This window comes from Streptomyces sp. NPDC057854 (assembly GCF_042797055.1).
Lineage (GTDB): Bacteria > Actinomycetota > Actinomycetes > Streptomycetales > Streptomycetaceae > Streptomyces.
In genome coordinates, this window is sequence record NZ_JBHVMF010000013.1 from 69,820 (window position 1) to 88,158 (window position 18,339).

At 71.6% G+C, this 18,339-nt stretch carries 16 protein-coding genes; 6 read left to right on the forward strand and 10 right to left on the reverse strand.

What is annotated here, in order from left to right; all coding sequences use genetic code 11:
• The first annotated feature begins 35 nt into the window (after positions 1-35).
• The gene (sodX, locus tag ACFVQZ_RS19965) at positions 36-461 is read left to right on the forward strand and encodes a nickel-type superoxide dismutase maturation protease (protein ID WP_383624361.1); all 426 of its coding nucleotides are present in this window, start codon (positions 36-38) and stop codon (positions 459-461) included.
• On the opposite strand, the gene ACFVQZ_RS19970 is transcribed toward sodX, so the two are convergent.
• Complete coding sequence (locus ACFVQZ_RS19970; RefSeq protein ID WP_030492671.1) at positions 365-994, reverse strand: CGNR zinc finger domain-containing protein; 630 nt, start codon at positions 992-994, stop codon at positions 365-367. The two genes, sodX and ACFVQZ_RS19970, sit on opposite strands and share 97 nt — an antisense overlap.
• Before the next feature lie 113 nt (positions 995-1,107).
• Here ACFVQZ_RS19970 and ACFVQZ_RS19975 point away from each other — a divergent pair, with 113 nt between their 5' ends.
• Positions 1,108-1,857, forward strand: a complete 750-nt coding sequence (locus tag ACFVQZ_RS19975) for a class I SAM-dependent methyltransferase (protein ID WP_030492670.1) — start codon at positions 1,108-1,110, stop codon at positions 1,855-1,857.
• Positions 1,858-1,971: 114 nt separating this feature from the next.
• Here the strand turns inward: ACFVQZ_RS19975 and ACFVQZ_RS19980 are convergent, their stop codons facing one another.
• The 3 genes from ACFVQZ_RS19980 to ACFVQZ_RS19990 are packed head-to-tail and all read right to left on the reverse strand — an operon-like array spanning position 1,972 to position 4,687.
• Positions 1,972-2,739 (reverse strand): amino acid ABC transporter ATP-binding protein, encoded by a 768-nt coding sequence (locus ACFVQZ_RS19980; RefSeq protein WP_030492669.1) that lies wholly within the window; start codon positions 2,737-2,739, stop codon positions 1,972-1,974.
• The gene (locus ACFVQZ_RS19985) at positions 2,736-3,686 is read right to left on the reverse strand and encodes an amino acid ABC transporter permease (protein ID WP_383624365.1); all 951 of its coding nucleotides are present in this window, start codon (positions 3,684-3,686) and stop codon (positions 2,736-2,738) included. Before ACFVQZ_RS19985 ends, ACFVQZ_RS19980 begins: the two co-directional genes overlap by 4 nt.
• A gap of 41 nt (positions 3,687-3,727) precedes the next feature.
• Positions 3,728-4,687 (reverse strand): ABC transporter substrate-binding protein, encoded by a 960-nt coding sequence (locus tag ACFVQZ_RS19990; RefSeq protein WP_030492667.1) that lies wholly within the window; start codon positions 4,685-4,687, stop codon positions 3,728-3,730.
• Positions 4,688-5,235: 548 nt separating this feature from the next.
• On the opposite strand from ACFVQZ_RS19990, the gene ACFVQZ_RS19995 reads away from it, so the two are divergent.
• From ACFVQZ_RS19995 to ACFVQZ_RS20005, 3 genes are all read left to right on the forward strand, one after another.
• Positions 5,236-6,447, forward strand: a complete 1,212-nt coding sequence (locus ACFVQZ_RS19995; RefSeq protein WP_030492666.1) for an NADP-dependent malic enzyme — start codon at positions 5,236-5,238, stop codon at positions 6,445-6,447.
• A gap of 194 nt (positions 6,448-6,641) precedes the next feature.
• A complete protein-coding gene (locus ACFVQZ_RS20000; RefSeq protein ID WP_383624370.1) occupies positions 6,642-7,607 on the forward strand; it encodes a zinc-binding dehydrogenase in 966 nt (321 codons plus the stop codon).
• 283 nt (positions 7,608-7,890) lie between these two features.
• Positions 7,891-9,192, forward strand: coding sequence for a cellulase family glycosylhydrolase (locus tag ACFVQZ_RS20005; RefSeq protein WP_383624589.1), 1,302 nt, complete (start codon positions 7,891-7,893; stop codon positions 9,190-9,192).
• Positions 9,193-9,210: 18 nt separating this feature from the next.
• On the opposite strand, the gene ACFVQZ_RS20010 is transcribed toward ACFVQZ_RS20005, so the two are convergent.
• Positions 9,211-10,137: a helix-turn-helix transcriptional regulator gene (locus tag ACFVQZ_RS20010; protein WP_383624373.1), complete on the reverse strand. Its 927-nt coding sequence runs from the start codon at positions 10,135-10,137 to the stop codon at positions 9,211-9,213.
• 1 nt (position 10,138) lies between these two features.
• Positions 10,139-11,038, reverse strand: a complete 900-nt coding sequence (locus tag ACFVQZ_RS20015; RefSeq protein WP_030492662.1) for a DUF4097 family beta strand repeat-containing protein — start codon at positions 11,036-11,038, stop codon at positions 10,139-10,141.
• A gap of 211 nt (positions 11,039-11,249) precedes the next feature.
• Here ACFVQZ_RS20015 and ACFVQZ_RS20020 point away from each other — a divergent pair, with 211 nt between their 5' ends.
• Positions 11,250-12,065 (forward strand): hypothetical protein, encoded by an 816-nt coding sequence (locus tag ACFVQZ_RS20020; RefSeq protein ID WP_383624377.1) that lies wholly within the window; start codon positions 11,250-11,252, stop codon positions 12,063-12,065.
• A gap of 76 nt (positions 12,066-12,141) precedes the next feature.
• Here the strand turns inward: ACFVQZ_RS20020 and ACFVQZ_RS20025 are convergent, their stop codons facing one another.
• The 4 genes from ACFVQZ_RS20025 to ACFVQZ_RS20040 form a co-directional block, all read right to left on the reverse strand.
• Entirely contained in the window at positions 12,142-12,324 is a 183-nt protein-coding gene (locus ACFVQZ_RS20025; RefSeq protein WP_019075209.1) for a DUF6104 family protein, read from the reverse strand.
• A gap of 83 nt (positions 12,325-12,407) precedes the next feature.
• Positions 12,408-16,223 carry a multifunctional oxoglutarate decarboxylase/oxoglutarate dehydrogenase thiamine pyrophosphate-binding subunit/dihydrolipoyllysine-residue succinyltransferase subunit gene (locus ACFVQZ_RS20030; RefSeq protein WP_383624380.1) on the reverse strand — a complete coding sequence of 1,272 codons (3,816 nt, stop codon included), beginning with the start codon at positions 16,221-16,223 and terminating at the stop codon, positions 12,408-12,410.
• Positions 16,224-16,492: 269 nt separating this feature from the next.
• Entirely contained in the window at positions 16,493-17,587 is a 1,095-nt protein-coding gene (locus ACFVQZ_RS20035; protein WP_030492659.1) for a HAMP domain-containing sensor histidine kinase, read from the reverse strand.
• On the reverse strand, positions 17,584-18,318 hold the full coding sequence (locus tag ACFVQZ_RS20040) for a response regulator transcription factor (RefSeq protein ID WP_030492658.1): 735 nt from the start codon (positions 18,316-18,318) through the stop codon (positions 17,584-17,586). Before ACFVQZ_RS20040 ends, ACFVQZ_RS20035 begins: the two co-directional genes overlap by 4 nt.
• Between the last annotated feature and the right edge of the window lie 21 nt (positions 18,319-18,339).

An 18,339-nucleotide genomic window follows, 5' to 3' on the forward strand; every position in this document is an offset into this window, starting at 1 on the left:
TCGGACTCGTGTACGAGTCGACGAGGGGAGCAGGAGTGGAGCGGGAGGCTACCGCGGCGGCCGAGGCGCCGTTCGGGATCGCCGAGGTGACCGGGGTGTCGATGGTGCCGACGCTGCTGCACCGCGATCGGCTGCTCGTGCGGTACGGCGGGCGGGTGGCGGTCGGGGACGTCGCCGTGCTGCGCCATCCGCTCCAGCAGGATCTGCTCGTGGTGAAGCGTCTGGTCGAGCGACGCGACGCCGGCTGGTGGGTGCTCGGGGACAATCCGGGCGCCGAGGGGGACAGCCGGGTGTTCGGGGCGGTGCCGCCCGAGCTGGTGCTCGGGCGGGTGCTGGCGCGGTACCGGCCGTTGACGCCGGGGCGTCAGCGGTCTGCCGGGGTGCTGCTCTCCTGGCTGTTCTCGTCGGTGCGGCCGGTGAGGTCGGCCCGTTCCGCCTCCAGACGCTTGCGGGCCCGGTAGGCGGCCACGTTGGCGCGGGTGGCGCAGCGGTCGGAGCAGTAGCGCCGGGAGCGGTTGGTGGAGGTGTCGAGGTAGGCGTTGCGGCAGGGCGGCGCCTGGCAGAGGCCGAGCCGGTCGGCGCCGAACTCGGTCAGGTGGAAGGCGAGGCCCATCGCCGAGATGGCCGCGTAGCCGGCGGTCGCGTTGGACGAGTGGTCGGCGAGGTGCATGTGCCAGCGGGGCCGGCCCTCCTCGTCGAGGGTGTCGTGGCCGGAGATCTGGGGGCTGACCGGGAACTCCAGGAGCAGGGAGTTCAGCAGGTCGACCGCGCCGGTGTGGTCGCCCTCGTCGGCCGCGGTGAAGACGGCCCGCAGCCGGGCCCGGATCGCGCGGAACCGCGGCAGGTCGGCCTCGGTGATCCGGCGGGACATCTGGGTGGCCGGGCCGAAGAGTTCCTTGAGCACCTCGACCGTGGTGAGGCCGTCCCTGCCGCGGGCCGGCTCCTCGGTGTTGACGAGGCGCACGGCGTAATCCGAGTAATAGGCCAGTTCCACTTGTAGTCCTTACGGTGGCGGGCTAGGGTCGGCGTCGAGGGGGTAACTGGTGTTTCCCCTCTGAGGGTATTACGTTCTCGGCTTTTCCGTGGCGACGACGAGAGGGTACGGACATGGGTGGCACCGACTGGGCCGGCTGGCAGCGGAGCTGGGACCGCCAGCAGGAGTGGTACATGCCGGACCGCGAGGAGCGGTTCCGCGTCATGCTCGACATGGTCGAGGCACTGGTGGGACCGGAGCCCCGCGTCCTCGACCTCGCCTGCGGTACGGGAAGTATCACGGACAGGCTCCTCCGGAGGTTCCCGAAGGCCGAATCCACCGGCGTCGACCTCGACCCCGCGCTGCTCGCCATTGCCCGGGGCACCTTCGAGGGCGACGGGCGCGTCACCTTCGTGACGGCCGACCTCAAGGACCCCGCGTGGACGCGGGAGCTGCCGTACGACACGTACGACGCCGTGCTCACGGCCACCGCGCTGCACTGGCTGCACAGCGAGCCCCTGGCCGCCCTGTACGGGCAGATCGGCGGGCTCGTCCGCGAGGGCGGCGTCTTCATGAACGCCGACCACATGATCGATCCGGACACCCCGAGGATCAACGCCGCCGAGCGGGCCCAGCGGCACGCCCGGATGGACGCGGAGAAGGCCGCCGGGGTCCTCGACTGGGCCGACTGGTGGGCGCTCGCCGCGAAGGACCCGGTCCTCGCCGAGCCCACCGCGCGCCGCTTCGAGATCTACGGCGAGCACGCCGACGGCGACATGCCCCCGGTCCGCTGGCACGCCGACGCGCTGCGGGCGGCCGGCTTCGGCGAGGCCCGGCCGGTCTGGTGCTCGCCCTCGGACACCCTGCTGCTGGCCGTGAAGTAGAAGGGGCCGCGGACCGGGGACCGCGGACGTGCGAGAGGGGCGGTACTGGCTCGTGCCCGTACCGCCCCTCCTCGTGCGCCCTGCGGCGCCGTGCGTCTTACAGCACCGTGCGTCTTACAGCACCTTGGACAGGAACGCCTTCGTCCGGTCGTGCTGCGGGTTGGTCAGGACCTCGCGCGGGTGGCCGGACTCGACCACCACGCCGCCGTCCATGAAGACCAGCGAGTCGCCGACCTCCCGGGCGAAGCCCATCTCGTGGGTGACGACGATCATCGTCATGCCCGACTCGGCGAGGTCCCGCATGACGTCGAGGACGTCGCCGACGAGCTCCGGGTCGAGCGCCGAGGTGGGCTCGTCGAAGAGCATCAGCTTCGGCTCCATCGCCAGCGCGCGGGCGATGGCGACGCGCTGCTGCTGGCCGCCGGAGAGCTGCGACGGGTAGTTCCCCATACGGTCCCGCAGGCCGACCCGGTCGAGCAGGCGCTCGGCCCGCTCGCGGGCGACGGCCTTGGACTCGCCCTTCACCTGGATCGGGGCCTCCATGACGTTGGCCAGGGCCGTCATGTGGGGGAAGAGGTTGAAGCGCTGGAAGACCATGCCGATGTCCCGGCGCTGGGCCGCGACCTCGCTGTCCTTCAGCTCGTACAGCTTGTCGCCCTTCTGGCGGTAGCCGACGAGCTGGCCGTCGACCGAGAGCCGGCCGCCGTCGATCCGCTCCAGGTGGTTGATGCAGCGCAGGAAGGTCGACTTGCCGGAGCCGGACGGGCCGACCAGGCAGAACACCTCCCCGCTGCGGACCTCCAGGTCGATGCCGCGGAGGATGTGGGCGGCGCCGTAGGACTTGTGGACGCCCTCCGCCTTGACCATGAGCTGACCGGTCATGCCGATGCCTCCGGGGAGCGCTTGAACGTGGCGAGGTTCGTCTTGACCCGCTGCCACGGGGTGGGGGGCAGGTTACGGGTCGAACCGCGGGCGAAACGGCGCTCCAGGTAGTACTGGCCGACGCTGAAGACGCTGGTCAGCGCCAGGTACCAGATGGACGCGACGAAGAGCATCTCCATCACCGCACCGGCCGTGCTGCCGATGTTCGACGAGGCGCGGAGGAGCTCGGTGTACTGCACGGCCGAGACCAGCGACGAGGTCTTCAGCATGTTGATGAACTCGTTGCCCGTCGGCGGCACGATCACCCGCATGGCCTGCGGAAGAACGATCCTGCGCATGGTCTTCGTCTGCGACATGCCGAGCGCGTGCGCCGCCTCGGTCTGGCCCTCGTCGACCGACTGGATGCCGGCCCGGACGATCTCCGCCATGTAGGCGCCCTCGTTCAGGCCGAGGCCCAGCAGGGCCACCATGAACGGGGTCAGGACCTGGGAGGTCTCGTCCTTGTAGATCGGGCCGAGGTTCACGTACTCGAAGATCAGGGCCAGGTTGAACCAGACGAGCAGCTGGACGTAGACCGGCGTGCCGCGGAAGAACCAGATGTAGAGCCACGCGACGGCGCCCGTCACCGGGTTCTTCGACAGCCGCATCACGGCGAAGAGGATGCCGAGCACGAGGCCCAGCGCCATCGCCGAGACGCTGATGAGGACGGTCTTCCAGAGGCCGCTGAGGATCGACGGGTCGAACAGCTTGTCTCCGACCGTCGCCCAGACGATGTTGCCCTGGGAGAAGGCGTAGACGAGCCAGCCGAGGAGGACCACGACGACGACGCCGCTGACCCAACGGCCCCAGTGCCGGACCGGGACGGCCTTGATCGCCTCGTACGGCGTGCCCGAGGGGCCGGACCCGGCCGGCGCGGGGGCCGGGTCCTTGCTGATCTTGTCAGTCATCACGACTGCCCTTCAGTGGTGCGTGGGGGGAGGAGAGCAGGTCACTTGCCGGCGTTGATGGTGGCCGACTTGACCGCGCTGTCCTCGACGTCCCACTTCTTCAGGGCCTCGGCGTAGCTGCCGTCCTTGATGGCGGCGTCGAGCGCCTCCTTGATGGCGTCGCGCAGCTGGGTCTTCTCCTTGGAGACGGCGATGCCCATGAGGCCGACGTCCGTCTGGTTGCCGACGACCTCGAAGTCCTTGCCGCCGCCGGAGGTCTTCGCGATGTACGCGGCGACCGGGTAGTCGTTCAGGTCGGCGACCGCACCGCCGGCCTTCACCCGGGTCTGGGCCTCGGCGTCGGTGTCGAACGCCTGGATCGTGAGCTTGTTGGAGCCGCACTTCTCGGCCTGGGCCTTGAAGGTGTCCTCGTAGATCGTGCCGCGCTGGACGGCGACGGTCTTGCCGCAGAGGTCGTCGAGCGAGTTCACGCCCTGCGGGTTGCCCTTCTTGACCAGCAGGGAGACGCCGGAGGAGAAGTAGTCGACGAAGTCGACGCCCTTGCCGATCTTCTTCCCGTTGTCGTCCAGGCCCTCCTGGCGCTTCTTGTTGTCCGTCATGGAGGACATGACGATGTCCTGGCGGCCGGTCTCCAGGGAGGTGATCAGGCCGTCGAAGGTGCCCGAGGTGAACTCGAACTTCACGCCGAGCTGCTTGGAGAGGGCGGCGGCGATGTCGGGGTCGACACCGACGATCTTGCCGTCCTGGGTGAACTCCATCGGGGCGTAGGAGGCGTCCGTGCCGACCTTGATGACGCCGGCCTTCTGGATGTCGGCGGGCAGCTTCGAGAAGAGCGGGGCGTTGCTGGCGGCGGTGCCGCCCTCCTTCGTGGAGCCCCCGTCGGTCTGGTCGCCGCAGGCGGTCAGCAGCATCGAGCCGGCGACCGCGATGGCGGCGACCGCGGCAAGACGGGAGGTGCGGGTCTTGGCGGCGGTCGTACAGCGCGTGGTGCGTGCGGTCATGGTCGGGATCCTCCGGCGTGTGAGGGAGTAGCCATAGGCGTTGCCAAAAAAGTCGCGTACGCATCTTCGAGTGTCGCGACCTCGTGTGATTACGGCATCTTGCCATTCGGACTGCCTCAAACCGACGGCCACGGATGTCAAAATCGGGTAACGGGTCGCGCCCGAATCCCGACAGGCCGGTACATCAAGGCCGGACCATCTTTCGTTCGCTTCCCCCTCCACCGGAAAATCTGCTGTCGATCTCGCCATTCGGACGACACGAAGGCCATCAATCGGGTGGTGGAGGCATCTGTCCGGACATCCGGTGACGAGTCGCTGTCCGTCCGCGTCCGGAAGCAGTACGTATGAGTCGTGTCACCGAGGGGATACGGACTCGTCTGCGGTGCCCCCCGTCCGGTAAGAAGGATCCTTACACCCCTCATCCGGGGCTCAGGGCGCGTTGTGCGGCGCGCCCGCGCGGCTGCCAGACACGGCGGCCGCGGGACCCGCCCACCGCTCCACACCAGGAGCGGCCACCCTCGACAACAGACATAAGGGGTCTCACCCACATGGCAGCGGAGATCGTCAATCCTCGCAGCGAGAGCGGTACGGAAGGAGCTCCCGAGGAGCCCTTCGACCCGGCTTTCGCCCTCCACCGCGGAGGCAAGATGGCCATTCAGGCCACCGTGCCCGTCCGCGACAAGGACGACCTGTCCCTCGCGTACACCCCCGGCGTCGCCAAGGTGTGCACCGCCATCGCCGAGCAGCCCGACCTGGTCCACGACTACACGTGGAAGTCCCAGGTCGTCGCCGTCGTCACCGACGGCACCGCGGTGCTCGGCCTCGGCGACATCGGCCCGGAGGCCTCCCTCCCGGTGATGGAGGGCAAGGCGATCCTCTTCAAGCAGTTCGGCGGCGTGGACGCCGTCCCGATCGCCCTCGCGACCACCGACACCGACGAGATCGTCGACACCGTCGTCCGGCTCGCCCCGTCCTTCGGCGGCGTGAACCTGGAGGACATCTCGGCGCCGCGGTGCTTCGAGATCGAGCGCAAGCTCCAGGAGCGCCTCGACATCCCGGTCTTCCACGACGACCAGCACGGCACCGCGATCGTCACCCTCGCCGCCCTGCGGAACGCGGCGAAGCTGACCGGCCGGACCCTCGGCGACCTGCGCGCCGTCATCTCCGGCGCGGGCGCGGCCGGCGTGGCCATCGCCAAGTTCCTGCTGGAGGCCGGCATCGGCGACGTCTGCGTCGCCGACCGCAAGGGCGTCGTCAGCAGCGACCGCGAGGACCTCACCGACGTCAAGCGCGAGATCGCCGGCCTCACCAACAAGGCCGGCCTCACCGGCTCCCTGGAGAGCGCCCTGGCCGGTGCCGACGTCTTCATCGGCGTCTCCGGCGGTACGGTCCCCGAGGCCGCCGTCGCCTCCATGGCCAAGGACGCCTTCGTCTTCGCCATGGCCAACCCGAACCCCGAGGTGCACCCCGACGTCGCGCACAAGTACGCGGCGGTCGTGGCCACCGGCCGTTCGGACTACCCCAACCAGATCAACAACGTCCTCGCGTTCCCCGGCATCTTCGCCGGCGCGCTCCAGGTCCGAGCCTCCCGGATCACCGAGGGCATGAAGATCGCCGCCGCCGACGCCATCGCCGGTGTCGTCGGTGACGCGCTCGCCGCCGACTGCGTCATCCCGTCGCCGTTCGACGACCGGGTCGCCCCGGCCGTCGCGGCCGCGGTCGCCGCCGCCGCGCGCGCCGAGGGCGTCGCCCGCCGCTGACCCCCGTCGCGGAAGCCCCCGGGAGGGCCCCGCTCCGTCCGCCGCATCGGACGGGGCGGGGCCCTTTCGCGTGGGGGCCCCGGTGGAGCAGAGGACCCTCTCGCGTGGAGGGCGCTGTGTGTCGGGGCGAGGGGATGTGCGTCACAGCGGTGTGTGGTTCCGCGACGTCGCCACGGGCGCCTAGGGTCGGGGCCATGTTCGCTGCCTACGCTGCCCGAATCGACCGCGACCAGCCCCTGAACGGACTCGAGTTGGGCGAACGCCCCGAGCCCGTCGAGCGTCCCGGCTGGACCACCGTCACCGTCAAGGCCGCCTCGCTCAACCACCACGACCTGTGGTCGCTGCGCGGGGTCGGACTGCCCGAGGAGAAGCTGCCGATGATCCTCGGCTGCGACGCCGCCGGGATCGACGAGGACGGCAACGAGGTCGTCCTGCACTCCGTCATCGGCCAGACCGGCCACGGCGTCGGGCCGGACGAGCCCCGCTCCATCCTCACCGAGCGCTACCAGGGCACCTTCGCCGAGCGCGTCGCCGTCCCCCGCTGGAACGTGCTGCCCAAGCCGAAGGAACTGTCCTTCGCCGAGGCCGCCTGCCTGCCCACCGCCTGGCTGACCGCCTACCGGATGCTCTTCACGAACGCCGGCGTCCGCCCCGGCGACTCGGTGCTCGTCCAGGGCGCGGGTGGCGGCGTCGCCACCGCCGCGATCGTCCTCGGCAAGGCGGCCGGCCTGCGCGTCTTCGCCACCAGCCGGGACGAGGCCAAGCGGAAGCGGGCCGTGGAGCTCGGCGCCGTCGAGGCGTACGAGCCCGGCGCCCGGCTGCCGCAGCGCGTGGACGCCGTCATCGAGACCGTCGGCGCCGCCACCTGGTCGCACTCGGTCAAGTCGCTGCGCCCCGGCGGCACCCTGGTGATCTCCGGCGCCACCAGCGGCGACCGGCCCTCGCACGCCGAGCTGACCCGGATCTTCTTCCTGGAGCTGAAGGTGGTCGGCTCCACCATGGGCTCCAAGGACGAGCTGGAGGACCTGCTGTCCTTCTGCGCGGCCACCGGGGTCCGTCCGGTGATCGACGAGGTGCTGCCGCTGGACCGGGCCCGCGAGGGCTTCGAGAAGATGGCCGTCGGCGACCTCTTCGGAAAGATCGTGCTGACGACCTCTTGATACGGGTCGGTCGACCTGATGGGATCTCCGGCACGCGAACGTGAACATCGCTCACTTCCTCGTGCCGGAGGCCCCCGTGTCCCGCTTGTCGCGCACCACTCTCGTGGCGACCGCCGTCGCCGCCTCCCTCCTCGCCACGCTCGCCCCCACCGCCACCGCCACCGCCGGCTCCGCCGATGATGTCGCCGCCGCCCGCCCACAGCCCGCGCCCGGCGCGGAGAACGGCGCCCAGAACGGCGCCCAGAACGGTGCGGAGACCGGCCCGCAGACCGGCGGCGACGGGATCCCCGACCTCACCGACGCCCGGGGCCGTGTGCTCACCCTCCGCGGCTGGAACGTGGAGGACAAGGCCAACCGCGGCGACGCCGCCCTCTCCGCCGTCACCGAGAAGCACTTCCGCGACATGCGCGCCAAGGGCTTCAACTTCGCCCGCCTGCTCGTCTTCTGGGACGACCTGGAGCCCCGCCCCGGCCACTACAGCGAGGCGTACCTGCGGAAGATCGAGCGGATCCTGGACTGGGCCGACCGGTACGACGTCCAGGTGCTGCTCGACGCCCACCAGGACGTCTTCGGTCCCGCCTTCGGCCACCGCGGCATCCCCGCCTGGGCCACCCGCACCGACGGACTGCCCTTCACCCCCCGTCCCGACGACTGGTTCTCCGAGTACTTCGAGCCCGCCGTCCAGCGCGCCTTCACCCACCTGTACGAGGACGAGGACCTCCGGCGGGCCCAGGTCCGCATGTGGCGGGTGCTCGCCGAGCGCTTCGACGACCACCCGGCCGTCCTCGGCTACGACCCGATCAACGAGCCGATGGGCGAGCTCCGCGAGGGCGAGGACCTGGCCACCGCCGCCCGCCGCATCGAGAGCGAGCAGCTCACCCCCATGTACAACCGGATCGCCGACGCGATCCGCGCGGCCGACCGCGACGCCTGGATCTTCGTCGAACCGACCCCGATCGTCGGCGAGGGCGTGCCCACCGGCCTCGGCCGGATCGACGACCCGAAGATCGTCTACGCGCCGCACTTCTACAACACCGGCATGGAGGCCGGCGCCGACTACGACCCCGCCGCCGGCTGGATCGAGAGCTACGAACAGGCCGTCACCCTCTACCCCAAGCAGTACAAGGTGCCCGTGGTGGTGGGGGAGTGGGGCCCGCTCAACAACTCCCTGCCGCAGATGAACCGCTTCTACCGCGACGCCATGGCCTCCCTCGGCCGCTACACCTCCGGCTGGGCCGGCTACGTCTGGTGCTACGGCGGCGGCTACTGCGCCGTGGACGGCACCGGCGCCTTCCGCACCAACAAGGAGCTGACCGCCGAGCCGTACGCGGAGGCCGTCGCCGGCCGGGTGCGCTCCGCCGCCTACGACCCGGCGGCCGGCGTCTACCGCCTGGAGTACCGCGCCGCCGGCCCCCGCGGCTCCCGCGTCACCGAACTGTCCCTGCCGCCCGGCGACTGGAAGGTCACGGCCCGCGGCGCCCACGTCCTGCGCGACCGCGACCGCGACCGCGGCCGGGTGCGCGTGGTCGCCGCGCCGGACGCCCGGGTCACCGTCACGGCGACCCGGGCCGCCGCACGGCCCTGACCCGGCGGCCCCCGCCGCTCAGACGCCCGAGCGGCGGTGGAGTATCCCGGTGATCCGGGTCGCGGCCGTGACCAGGTGGTCGCGGGCCTCCGCCAGCTGGGAGTCCGTCACCCCGTGGTCGCGGGCCGCGTCCCGGATCTCGTCCCGGAACCGGTCCAGCAGCCGGTCCAGGTCCCGGGCCGGCTGCCCCGACCCGGCCGCCTCCCGCGCCCACGCGGGGGTCTCCGCCGGGGCCTCCGCCGCCGCACCGGGCGCCGCGGCGGCGGCCGACGGCATGTCCGGCGCCTCGGCCCGGGCCCTGGGGTGATGGCCCTGCACGAGATCGCCCAGCTGCGCCGTGATGCCCGACAGGCCCTCCCAGACGGCCTGCGGCCACTCGCCCCGGGCGAACCGGTTCTGGACCTCGTCCTGCACCTGCTGGGCGATCCGCTGGAACTCCTTCGCCTGGAGCTTCGCCGAGCGGGCCTCCTCCTTCGCCTGCCGGGTCTGCTCCTTCCACTCCCGGGTCGCCTTGCGCAGCTCCTCCTTGGCGTCGGAGAAGGCGCCGCCCTCCGCCGTCCGCGTCCGGCTCGCCGCCGCGCGCATCTCGCTGCGCACCCGGCCCGCCGCGCCCCGCACGTCCTCGCGGATCTCGGCGGCCAGCTCGGCGACGGACTCCCGGATCTCCCGCTCCAGGGCGTCCAGCTCGGCCTCCCGGCCGGCCAGCTCGGTGCGGCCCGCGTCGGTGATCGCGTACACCTTCCGGCCGCCCTCGCTGGTGTGGGTGACCAGTCCCTCGGCCTCCAGCTTGGCGAGCCGCGGGTAGACCGTGCCGGCGGAGGGCGCGTACAGCCCCTGGAAGCGCTCCTCCAGCAGCCGGATCACCTCGTACCCGTGCCGGGGGGCCTCGTCGAGCAGCTTGAGCAGGTAGAGGCGGAGTCGGCCGTGGGCGAAGACGGGGGGCATGTCAGAGCACCTTTCCGGACGCGGGGGCGGAGGGGTCGGCGGAGCCGGAGGAGGAACCGGCGGGCGCGGGCTCCGGGTCCTCGGGGGACTCCGGGCGGCGGAGGAGGGCGATCGAGCCGGAGACCGTGGTCGCCTTCAGCGTGCCGCTGCCGGCGCCGAGCGTCCCGGTGAGCGACCGGGTGCCCCAGTCACCGGCCACCCGCAGGTCGTCGAAGGCGTTGGAGAGCGAGCCGCTGGTGGTGCTCGCCTCGACCCGGGCGTCCGCCGGGTGCGGCAGCCGGATGGCGACCTCGCCGGAGACGCTGGACAGCCGGATGTCGGCCGGCGGCGCCCCCGCCGGTGCCGGGTCCAGGTCCAGGACCATGTCGCCGCTGACGGTCTCCGCCCGTACCGCCGCGCCGGAGCCCTCGATCACCGTCACGTCGCCGGTCACCGAGCTCACCCGCAGCGCGCCGGTCACCGACTGGGCCTCCAGGGGGCCCGACACGCTCTCGGCGCGGACCGGCCCGGAGAGCCGCACCAGCGTCGTCGCGCCGGTCACCCCGCGCACCTCCGCGCGGCCCCGCAGACCCGACACCACCGTGTCGGCCGTGACCGCGCCCACCTCGACCTCGGCGTCGGCCGGGACCGCGACGGAGACGACCGCCCGCCGCCGGTGGGTCTTGGTGTCCAGCCACTTGTGCAGGGACTTCCAGTGCAGGTCCTCGTAGGCGATGGTCAGGGTGGAGCCGTCCTGCGTGACGATCAGGGGCGGGCCCTCGATCTCCGAGACCTCCACCCGTGCGGTGCTCTCGTCGGTGCCCACCACGTTCACCGCCCCGCCCACGACGCGGATGCGCAGCCGCGTCACGGGGTCGGCGGGCGCGAGTTTCACCGGCTCGGTGACGGACCACTCGGTCATGGTGCGGACCTCCCGTTTCCTCGAAGCGTTCCGAAGCCGCGTCGACACCGCCGTCGAGCGAGCGCCGGGCGGGTGTCGCCCGGCGACGCAACATATCGCGACTTCACGACTCACGATATATCGCGGTGTGACGGAGTCAACCCTGATTCATCCCTGACAGGGTCGGCGCAAACACCGCAGTACACGGACAAACTGGCCTAGCGTAGGGCCCATGAACGCGACATCCGGACCGAGCCCCGCTGGGGCGCTGCTGCTGTGCCGAGCCGACCCCACGGCGGTCCGGCCGCCCGCCCAGCTCCTGCGGGAATGGCTCCTCCTCGCCCCCGCCGGGGCCGGCTGGAGCGTCCTCGTACCGGAGGGAAGGCCCTGGCAGGACGGCGCCGAGCCGGTCGAGCGGGTCGTCACCGGCTGGGCCACCGCCCTCGCCGTCTCCGCCGCCACCTGGCCCGTGCTCGCCCTCTGGTGGGACGGCGACCGCGCCGGCCTCACCCTCGCCGCCGGCTTCCGCCGCACCGTCGGCTACACCTGGCTCGCCGACGGCACCCCGGCCGGCGAGGACGAGGCCATGCGCACCTTCGCCGACCGCCTCGCCCTCGACCCGGTCCTCGACGTGCAGGCGCTGGAGCCGCTCACCGTCCCCGACCCCGAGGCCGACGCCCGGACCCGCCTCGTCGGCCTGGTCGCCGTCCTCGCCCGCACCGGCCTCGACCTGCCCGCCGGCGTCGACCCCGGCGAGGCCCCCGCCCGGCTCCGCGAGGCGGCCCTCGCCGCCGGCGCCGAGCAGTTGGCGTGGCCGGGATGGCGCGGCGCCGTCCGCGACGAGCTCGACGCCGTCGAGGACGGCCCCCTCGGCCCGTACGTGCGCGGCCCCCGGGCACGCCTCCTGGGCGCCGCCCAGCTCGCCGCGGGCGCCCCGCTGCTCCTGTGGGGCCTGCGCAGGCGTTCCGGCGGCTGGGCGACCGCCGGGGCCCTGCTCGTCGCCCACGGCGCCCTCGGCCTCGCCTACGACCGGCTGCGCGAGCACTGACCGGCCCGGCGCCGGAACGCGAGAGGCCCCCTCCCACCCGGGAGGGGGCCTCTCGCGCAGCGCGTACCGCCGTCGTCTACTCGTCGTCGTCCTCGTCGTCCAGACGGGCCAGCCAGGTCGCGAGGCGCTCGACCGGCACCTCGAAGTCGGGGTTCAGATCGACGAAGGTCCGCAGCTGCTCGGCGAGCCACTCGAAGGTGACCTCCTCCTCGCCGCGCCGCTTCTCCAGTTCCTCGATGCCACGGTCGGTGAAGTACATGCGATCCAGGATAGGCCCGCCCGGACAGGCCGGAGGCCCGGCACCCCAGGTGGGGTGCCGGGCCTCCGTACGGGGTGCCGACGTCAGGCGTCGAAGACCTCGTTGACCAGCTGCTGCTGCTCGGCCTGGTGCCGCTTGGCCGAACCGACCGCCGGCGACGAGGAGTGCGGGCGGGAGATCCGGCGCAGGCGCTCGCCCGCCGGGATGTCCGCGCCGACCGCCAGGTCGAGGTGGTCGATCAGGTTGAGCGCGATGAACGGCCAGGCACCCTGGTTCGCCGGCTCCTCCTGGGCCCACAGGTACTTCTCGGCGTTCGGGTACTTGGCGATCTCGGCCTGGAGCTCGGCACCCGGCAGCGGGTACAGGCGCTCGAGGCGGATGATCGCGGTGTCCGTGACGCCGCGCTTCTGCCGCTCGGCCTCCAGGTCGTAGTAGACCTTGCCGGCGCAGAAGACGACCTTGCGGACGTCGGCCGGGTTCACCGTGTCGTCGCCGATCACCGGGCGGAAGCCGCCGGTGGTGAACTCCTCCACCTTCGACGCCGCGGCCTTCAGGCGCAGCATCGACTTCGGGGTGAAGACGATGAGCGGCTTGTGGTGCGGGTTGTGCACCTGCCAGCGCAGGAGGTGGAAGTAGTTCGACGGCAGCGTCGGCATGGCGACCGTCATGTTGTCCTGGGCGCACATCTGGAGGAAGCGCTCCGGACGGGCGGACGAGTGGTCCGGGCCCTGGCCCTCGTAGCCGTGCGGCAGGAGCAGGGTGACGCCGGAGGTCTGGCCCCACTTCTGCTCGGCCGAGGAGATGAACTCGTCGACGACGGTCTGGGCGCCGTTGACGAAGTCGCCGAACTGGGCCTCCCAGATGACCAGGGAGCTCGGGCGGGCCAGCGAGTAGCCGTACTCGAAGCCCATCGCCGCGTACTCGCTGAGCAGCGAGTCGTAGACGTTGAAGTGGGCCTGGTCCTCGGTCAGGTAGAGCAGCGGGGTGTAGTCCTCGCCGGTCTCCTGGTCGACCAGGACCGCGTGGCGCTGGCCGAAGGTGCCGCGGCGGGAGTCCTGGCCCGAGAGGCGGACCGGGGTGCCCTCCATCAGCAGGGAGCCGATGGCGAGGGTCTCGCCGAAGCCCCAGTCGATGGTGCCGTCGTCGATGGAGGCCGCGCGGCGCTGCAGCTGCGGCAGCAGGCGCGGGTGGACCGTGATCCGCTCCGGGATGTTGACCTGCGACTCGGCGATCCGCTTCACGACCTCCTGGGAGACCGCGGTGGTGACGGCGACCGGGAACTCGGCCTGCGCGTCCGGCACGTGGGCCGGCGCCGGGGCGGCGGTGGCCTCGCGGACCTCCGCGAACACCTTCTCCAGCTGGCCCTGGAAGTCCTGGAGCGACTGCTCCGCCTCTTCCAGGGTGATGTCGCCGCGACCGATGAGCGACTCGGTGTACAGCTTGCGCACCGAGCGCTTCTTGTCGATCAGGTTGTACATCTGCGGGTTGGTGAACGAGGGGTTGTCGCCCTCGTTGTGACCGCGGCGGCGGTAGCAGATGAGGTCGATCACGACGTCCTTGTTGAACGTCTGGCGGAACTCGAAGGCGAGCCGCGCGACGCGGACCACGGCCTCCGGGTCGTCGCCGTTCACGTGGAAGATCGGCGCCTCGATCATGCGGGCCACGTCGGTGGCGTACATGGAGGAGCGGGACGACTCGGGAGCCGCCGTGAAGCCGACCTGGTTGTTGATGACGATGTGGACCGTGCCGCCGGTGCGGTAGCCGCGCAGCTGCGACATGTTCAGCGTCTCGGCCACCACGCCCTGGCCCGCGAAGGCCGCGTCGCCGTGGAGGGCGACCGGCAGGACGGTGAAGTCGGTGCCGCCCTTGTTGATGACGTCCTGCTTGGCGCGGACGACACCCTCCAGGACCGGGTCGACCGCCTCCAGGTGCGAGGGGTTGGCGACCAGGGAGACCTTGATCTGCTCGCCGTCGAGACCGGTGAAGGTGCCCTCGGCGCCCAGGTGGTACTTGACGTCGCCGGAGCCGTGCATCGACTTCGGGTCGAGGTTGCCCTCGAACTCGCGGAAGATCTGCGCGTACGACTTGCCCACGATGTTCGCGAGGACGTTGAGGCGGCCGCGGTGGGCCATGCCGATGACGACCTCGTCGAGGCGGGACTCGGCGGCGGAGTCGATGACCGCGTCGAGCAGCGGGATGACGGACTCGCCGCCCTCCAGGGAGAAGCGCTTCTGGCCGACGTACTTCGTCTGCAGGAAGGTCTCGAACGCCTCGGCCGAGTTCAGGCGGCGGAGGATGCGGAGCTGCTCCTCGCGCTCCACGCGCGCGTGGGGACGCTCGACGCGGTCCTGGATCCACTTGCGCTGCTTCGGGTCCTGGATGTGCATGAACTCGATGCCGGTGGTGCGGCAGTACGAGTCGCGCAGGACGCCGAGGATGTCGCGGAGCTTCATCATCGACTTGCCGGCGAAGCCGCCGACCGCGAACTCCCGCTCCAGATCCCACAGGGTGAGGCCGTGCTCGGTGATGTCCAGGTCGGGGTGCTTGCGCTGCTTGTACTCCAGCGGGTCGGTGTCGGCCATGACGTGGCCGCGGACCCGGTAGGAGTGGATGAGCTCGAAGACGCGGGCGGCCTTGGTGACGTCGTCGTCGTGCGACGCGTCGATGTCCTTGAGCCAGCGGACCGGCTCGTAGGGGATCCGCAGCGACTTGAAGATCTCGTCGTAGAACTCGTTCTCGCCGAGGAGGAGGTTCGCGACGATCCGCAGGAACTCGCCGGAGGCGGCGCCCTGGATGACCCGGTGGTCGTAGGTCGACGTCAGGGTCATCACCTTGGAGATGCCCAGCTTGTTCAGGGTGTCCTGGGAGGTGCCCTGGAACTCGGCCGGGTAGTCCATGGAGCCGACGCCCATGATGACGGACTGACCGGGCATCAGACGCGGCACGGAGTGGACGGTGCCGAGGCCGCCGGGGTTGGTCAGGGAGACGGTGACGCCGGAGAAGTCCTCCATCGTCAGCTTGCCCACGCGGGCGCGCTTGACGATGTCCTCGTACGCCTGCCAGAACTCGAAGAAGTTGAGCGTCTCGGCCTTCTTGATGCCGGCGACGACGAGCTGGCGGTCGCCGTTCGGCTTCACCAGGTCGATGGCGAGGCCGAAGTTCACGTGCTCCGGCTTGACCAGGGTCGGCTTGCCGTCCTTCTCCGCGAAGGAGTAGTTCATCGACGGCATGGCCTTGATCGCCTGCACCATGGCGTAGCCGATGAGGTGGGTGAAGGAGATCTTCCCGCCCCGGGCGCGCTTCAGGTGGTTGTTGATGACGATCCGGTTGTCGAACAGGAGCTTCACCGGGACGGCGCGGACGGACGTGGCCGTCGGCATCTCCAGCGAGGCGTTCATGTTCTTCGCGACCGCGGCGGCCGGGCCGCGGAGCGTGATCAGCTCGGGGCCGGCGGGCGCCTCGGCGGCCGGAGCGGCCTTGGCGGGCGCCGGGGCGGCCGCGGCGGGCTTCGCCGGAGCGGCGGCCGGAGCCGCGGCGGGCTTGGCCGGAGCCGCGGCGGGGGCGGCGGGAGCAGCCGGAGCCGGGGCGGCGGCCGGAGCGGCCGGGGCGGGCACGGCGGCGGCCGGAGCGGCAGACGTGGCCTGTGCGGGGCCCGTCTGCTGCGCCGAGGGCGCTGCCGAGGTGGTGGCGGCCGGGGCGGACGGGGTCTCCGCCGCACCCGGCTTGTAGTCGGCGAAGAAGTCCCACCAGGCACGATCGACCGAATTCGGGTCCTGGAGGTACTGCTGGTAGATCTCGTCGACGAGCCACTCATTGGCACCGAAGGCGGTCGCGGGGCTCACGCCGCGCCCGTCTTGGTCGGCCGGGGAGCTCGGGGTACTGGGGGACTGAGACGACACGGCGGCAACCGCCCTCTTCCGCTTCGCAAGGTGATGGACAGCGGAAATAAAGGCTACGCCTGTCCGGGCGGGACGTGCAGGCCGGGCACTCCAACGTCGCGCAAGTCACACTTGACGGGGTGTTTCGGCGCCGTGAATGGCGGGAAACAAGCGTGGTTCCGCATCGGTGAGGGTACGGAAAAGCGCGGGCTACGGCCCCCTTCGGCCGCACCCTGACCACGTCCTGCCCCTGATCACGCAGAACGTTCGCTTCCGGTTCGAACCCTACGTCAATCCCTGAGGGGAAGGCTGCCCGGAAGAGTGACGCGGATGCGGCACCCGCGTGAAGATTCGGCCACACCGATTCCGCCACCGTGCAGATCCACCGCCCAGCGCGCGATCGCCAGACCGAGCCCGGTGCCGCCGTCGCTCCCCGGCCCCTGCCGGTCCGGAGCCGTCCCCCGGTTGAACCGCTCGAAGACCTTGTGCCGCTCCTGCTCCGGGATGCCCGGGCCCTCGTCCTCGACCACCAGCTCCAGCGACTCCGGGTACGGACCGCGCCGCGCCCGCACCGTCACGCGCCCGTGCGGCGGGGAGTGCTTCACCGCGTTGTCGATCAGGTTCGCCATCACCTGGTGCAGCCGCTCCACGTCCGCGTACGCCGTCAGGTCGGACGGCGACACGTCCAGGTGCAGGTGCACGTCCGTACGCCGGTGCAGACCGGACGTCGACGGCAGACCGCGCTGCGCGGCGGCCAGGTTCGCCTCCCGCAGCACCCCGGACAGATAGGGCCACACCTCGAACCGGCGCACCCGCAGCTGCACGACACCGTTGTCGAGCCGCGACAGGTCGAGCAGCGTCTCCACCAGCCGGCCCAGCCGCTCCGTCTGCTTCAGCGCCGACCGCATCGTCTCCGGATCGGCCTCCGAGACCCCGTCGACCACGTTCTCCAGCACCGCGCGCAGCGCCGCGATCGGCGTGCGCAGCTCGTGCGAGACGTTGGCGACCAGCTCCTTGCGGTGCCGGTCCACGGCCTCCAGGTCGTCCGCCATCCGGTTGATCGTCGAGGCCAGGTCGCCCAGCTCGTCGCGCCGGTCCGCGCCCCGCACCCGCCGGGAGAAGTCCCCGCGCGAGATCGACCCCGCCACCGTGTTCATCTCGTCCAGCGGCGCCGTCAGCGACTGCGCCACGAACTGCGTGATCAGCAGCGTCGCGATCATCGCGAAGATCGTGATGTACCGGAACTCGGTGGACGTGCGGATCGCCACCAGGGCCAGGCACGAGGTCAGCAGCACCGCGCCGACCACCAGCGCGCCCAGCTTCGTCTTGATCGAGATCACGATCCGGCGCCTGGGCCCACCGGTGCGCCGCCCCGGCCGGCTCACGACGCCGGGGTCTCCAGCGCGTACCCGACGCCGTGCACCGTACGGATCCGCTCGGCGCCGATCTTCCGGCGCAGCGCCTTGATGTGGCTGTCCACGGTCCGGGTGCCGGAGGCGTCCGCCCAGTCCCACACCTCGGCGAGCAGCTGCTCCCGGGAGAGCACCGCGCGCGGGGTGTTGGCCAGACAGACCAGCAGGTCGAACTCGGTGGGCGTCAGGTGGACGTCCTCCGCCCGCACCCGGACCCGGCGCTGCGCGTGGTCGATCTCCAGCTCGCCGAGCCGCAGGATGCCGCTGCGCGGGGTCACGGCGGCGAGCGCGGCCCGCTCCACCCGGCGCAGCAGGACGTGCACCCGCGCGGCCAGCTCGCGCATGGAGAACGGCTTCGTCATGTAGTCGTCGGCGCCGACGCCGAGTCCGACCAGCATGTCCGTCTCGTCGTCCCGCGCGGTGAGCATCAGCACCGGCACCGGGCGCTGCGCCTGCACGCGGCGGCAGACCTCCAGGCCGTCGAAGCCGGGCAGCATCACGTCGAGCACCATCAGGTCCGGCTGCCACGCCTCGGCGGCCTCCACGGCCGCGGGGCCGTCGGTCGCCGTCTGGACCAGGAAGCCCTCCGCGCGCAGCCGCGCGGAGACGGCCTCCACGATGGTGGCGTCGTCCTCGACGACCAGGACGCGCCGCTGGGCCCCCGGAGTCGCCGCACCCTGGTGACTGGTGTGTGTCTGCTCCATTGCCCCGCCTCGCGTCGCCGA

Bases quoted from the DNA above. Each gene is read 5' to 3' on its own strand.
- ACFVQZ_RS19975 (WP_030492670.1), top strand. From the start codon at position 1,108: ATGGGTGGCACCGACTGGGCCGGCTGGCAGCGGAGCTGGGACCGCCAG.
- ACFVQZ_RS19980 (WP_030492669.1), bottom strand. From the start codon at position 2,739: ATGACCGGTCAGCTCATGGTCAAGGCGGAGGGCGTCCACAAGTCCTAC.
- ACFVQZ_RS19985 (WP_383624365.1), bottom strand. From the start codon at position 3,686: ATGACTGACAAGATCAGCAAGGACCCGGCCCCCGCGCCGGCCGGGTCC.
- ACFVQZ_RS19990 (WP_030492667.1), bottom strand. From the start codon at position 4,687: ATGACCGCACGCACCACGCGCTGTACGACCGCCGCCAAGACCCGCACC.
- ACFVQZ_RS19995 (WP_030492666.1), top strand. From the start codon at position 5,236: ATGGCAGCGGAGATCGTCAATCCTCGCAGCGAGAGCGGTACGGAAGGA.
- ACFVQZ_RS20000 (WP_383624370.1), top strand. From the start codon at position 6,642: ATGTTCGCTGCCTACGCTGCCCGAATCGACCGCGACCAGCCCCTGAAC.
- ACFVQZ_RS20010 (WP_383624373.1), bottom strand. From the start codon at position 10,137: ATGCCCCCCGTCTTCGCCCACGGCCGACTCCGCCTCTACCTGCTCAAG.
- ACFVQZ_RS20015 (WP_030492662.1), bottom strand. From the start codon at position 11,038: ATGACCGAGTGGTCCGTCACCGAGCCGGTGAAACTCGCGCCCGCCGAC.
- ACFVQZ_RS20020 (WP_383624377.1), top strand. From the start codon at position 11,250: ATGAACGCGACATCCGGACCGAGCCCCGCTGGGGCGCTGCTGCTGTGC.
- ACFVQZ_RS20025 (WP_019075209.1), bottom strand. From the start codon at position 12,324: ATGTACTTCACCGACCGTGGCATCGAGGAACTGGAGAAGCGGCGCGGC.
- ACFVQZ_RS20040 (WP_030492658.1), bottom strand. From the start codon at position 18,318: ATGGAGCAGACACACACCAGTCACCAGGGTGCGGCGACTCCGGGGGCC.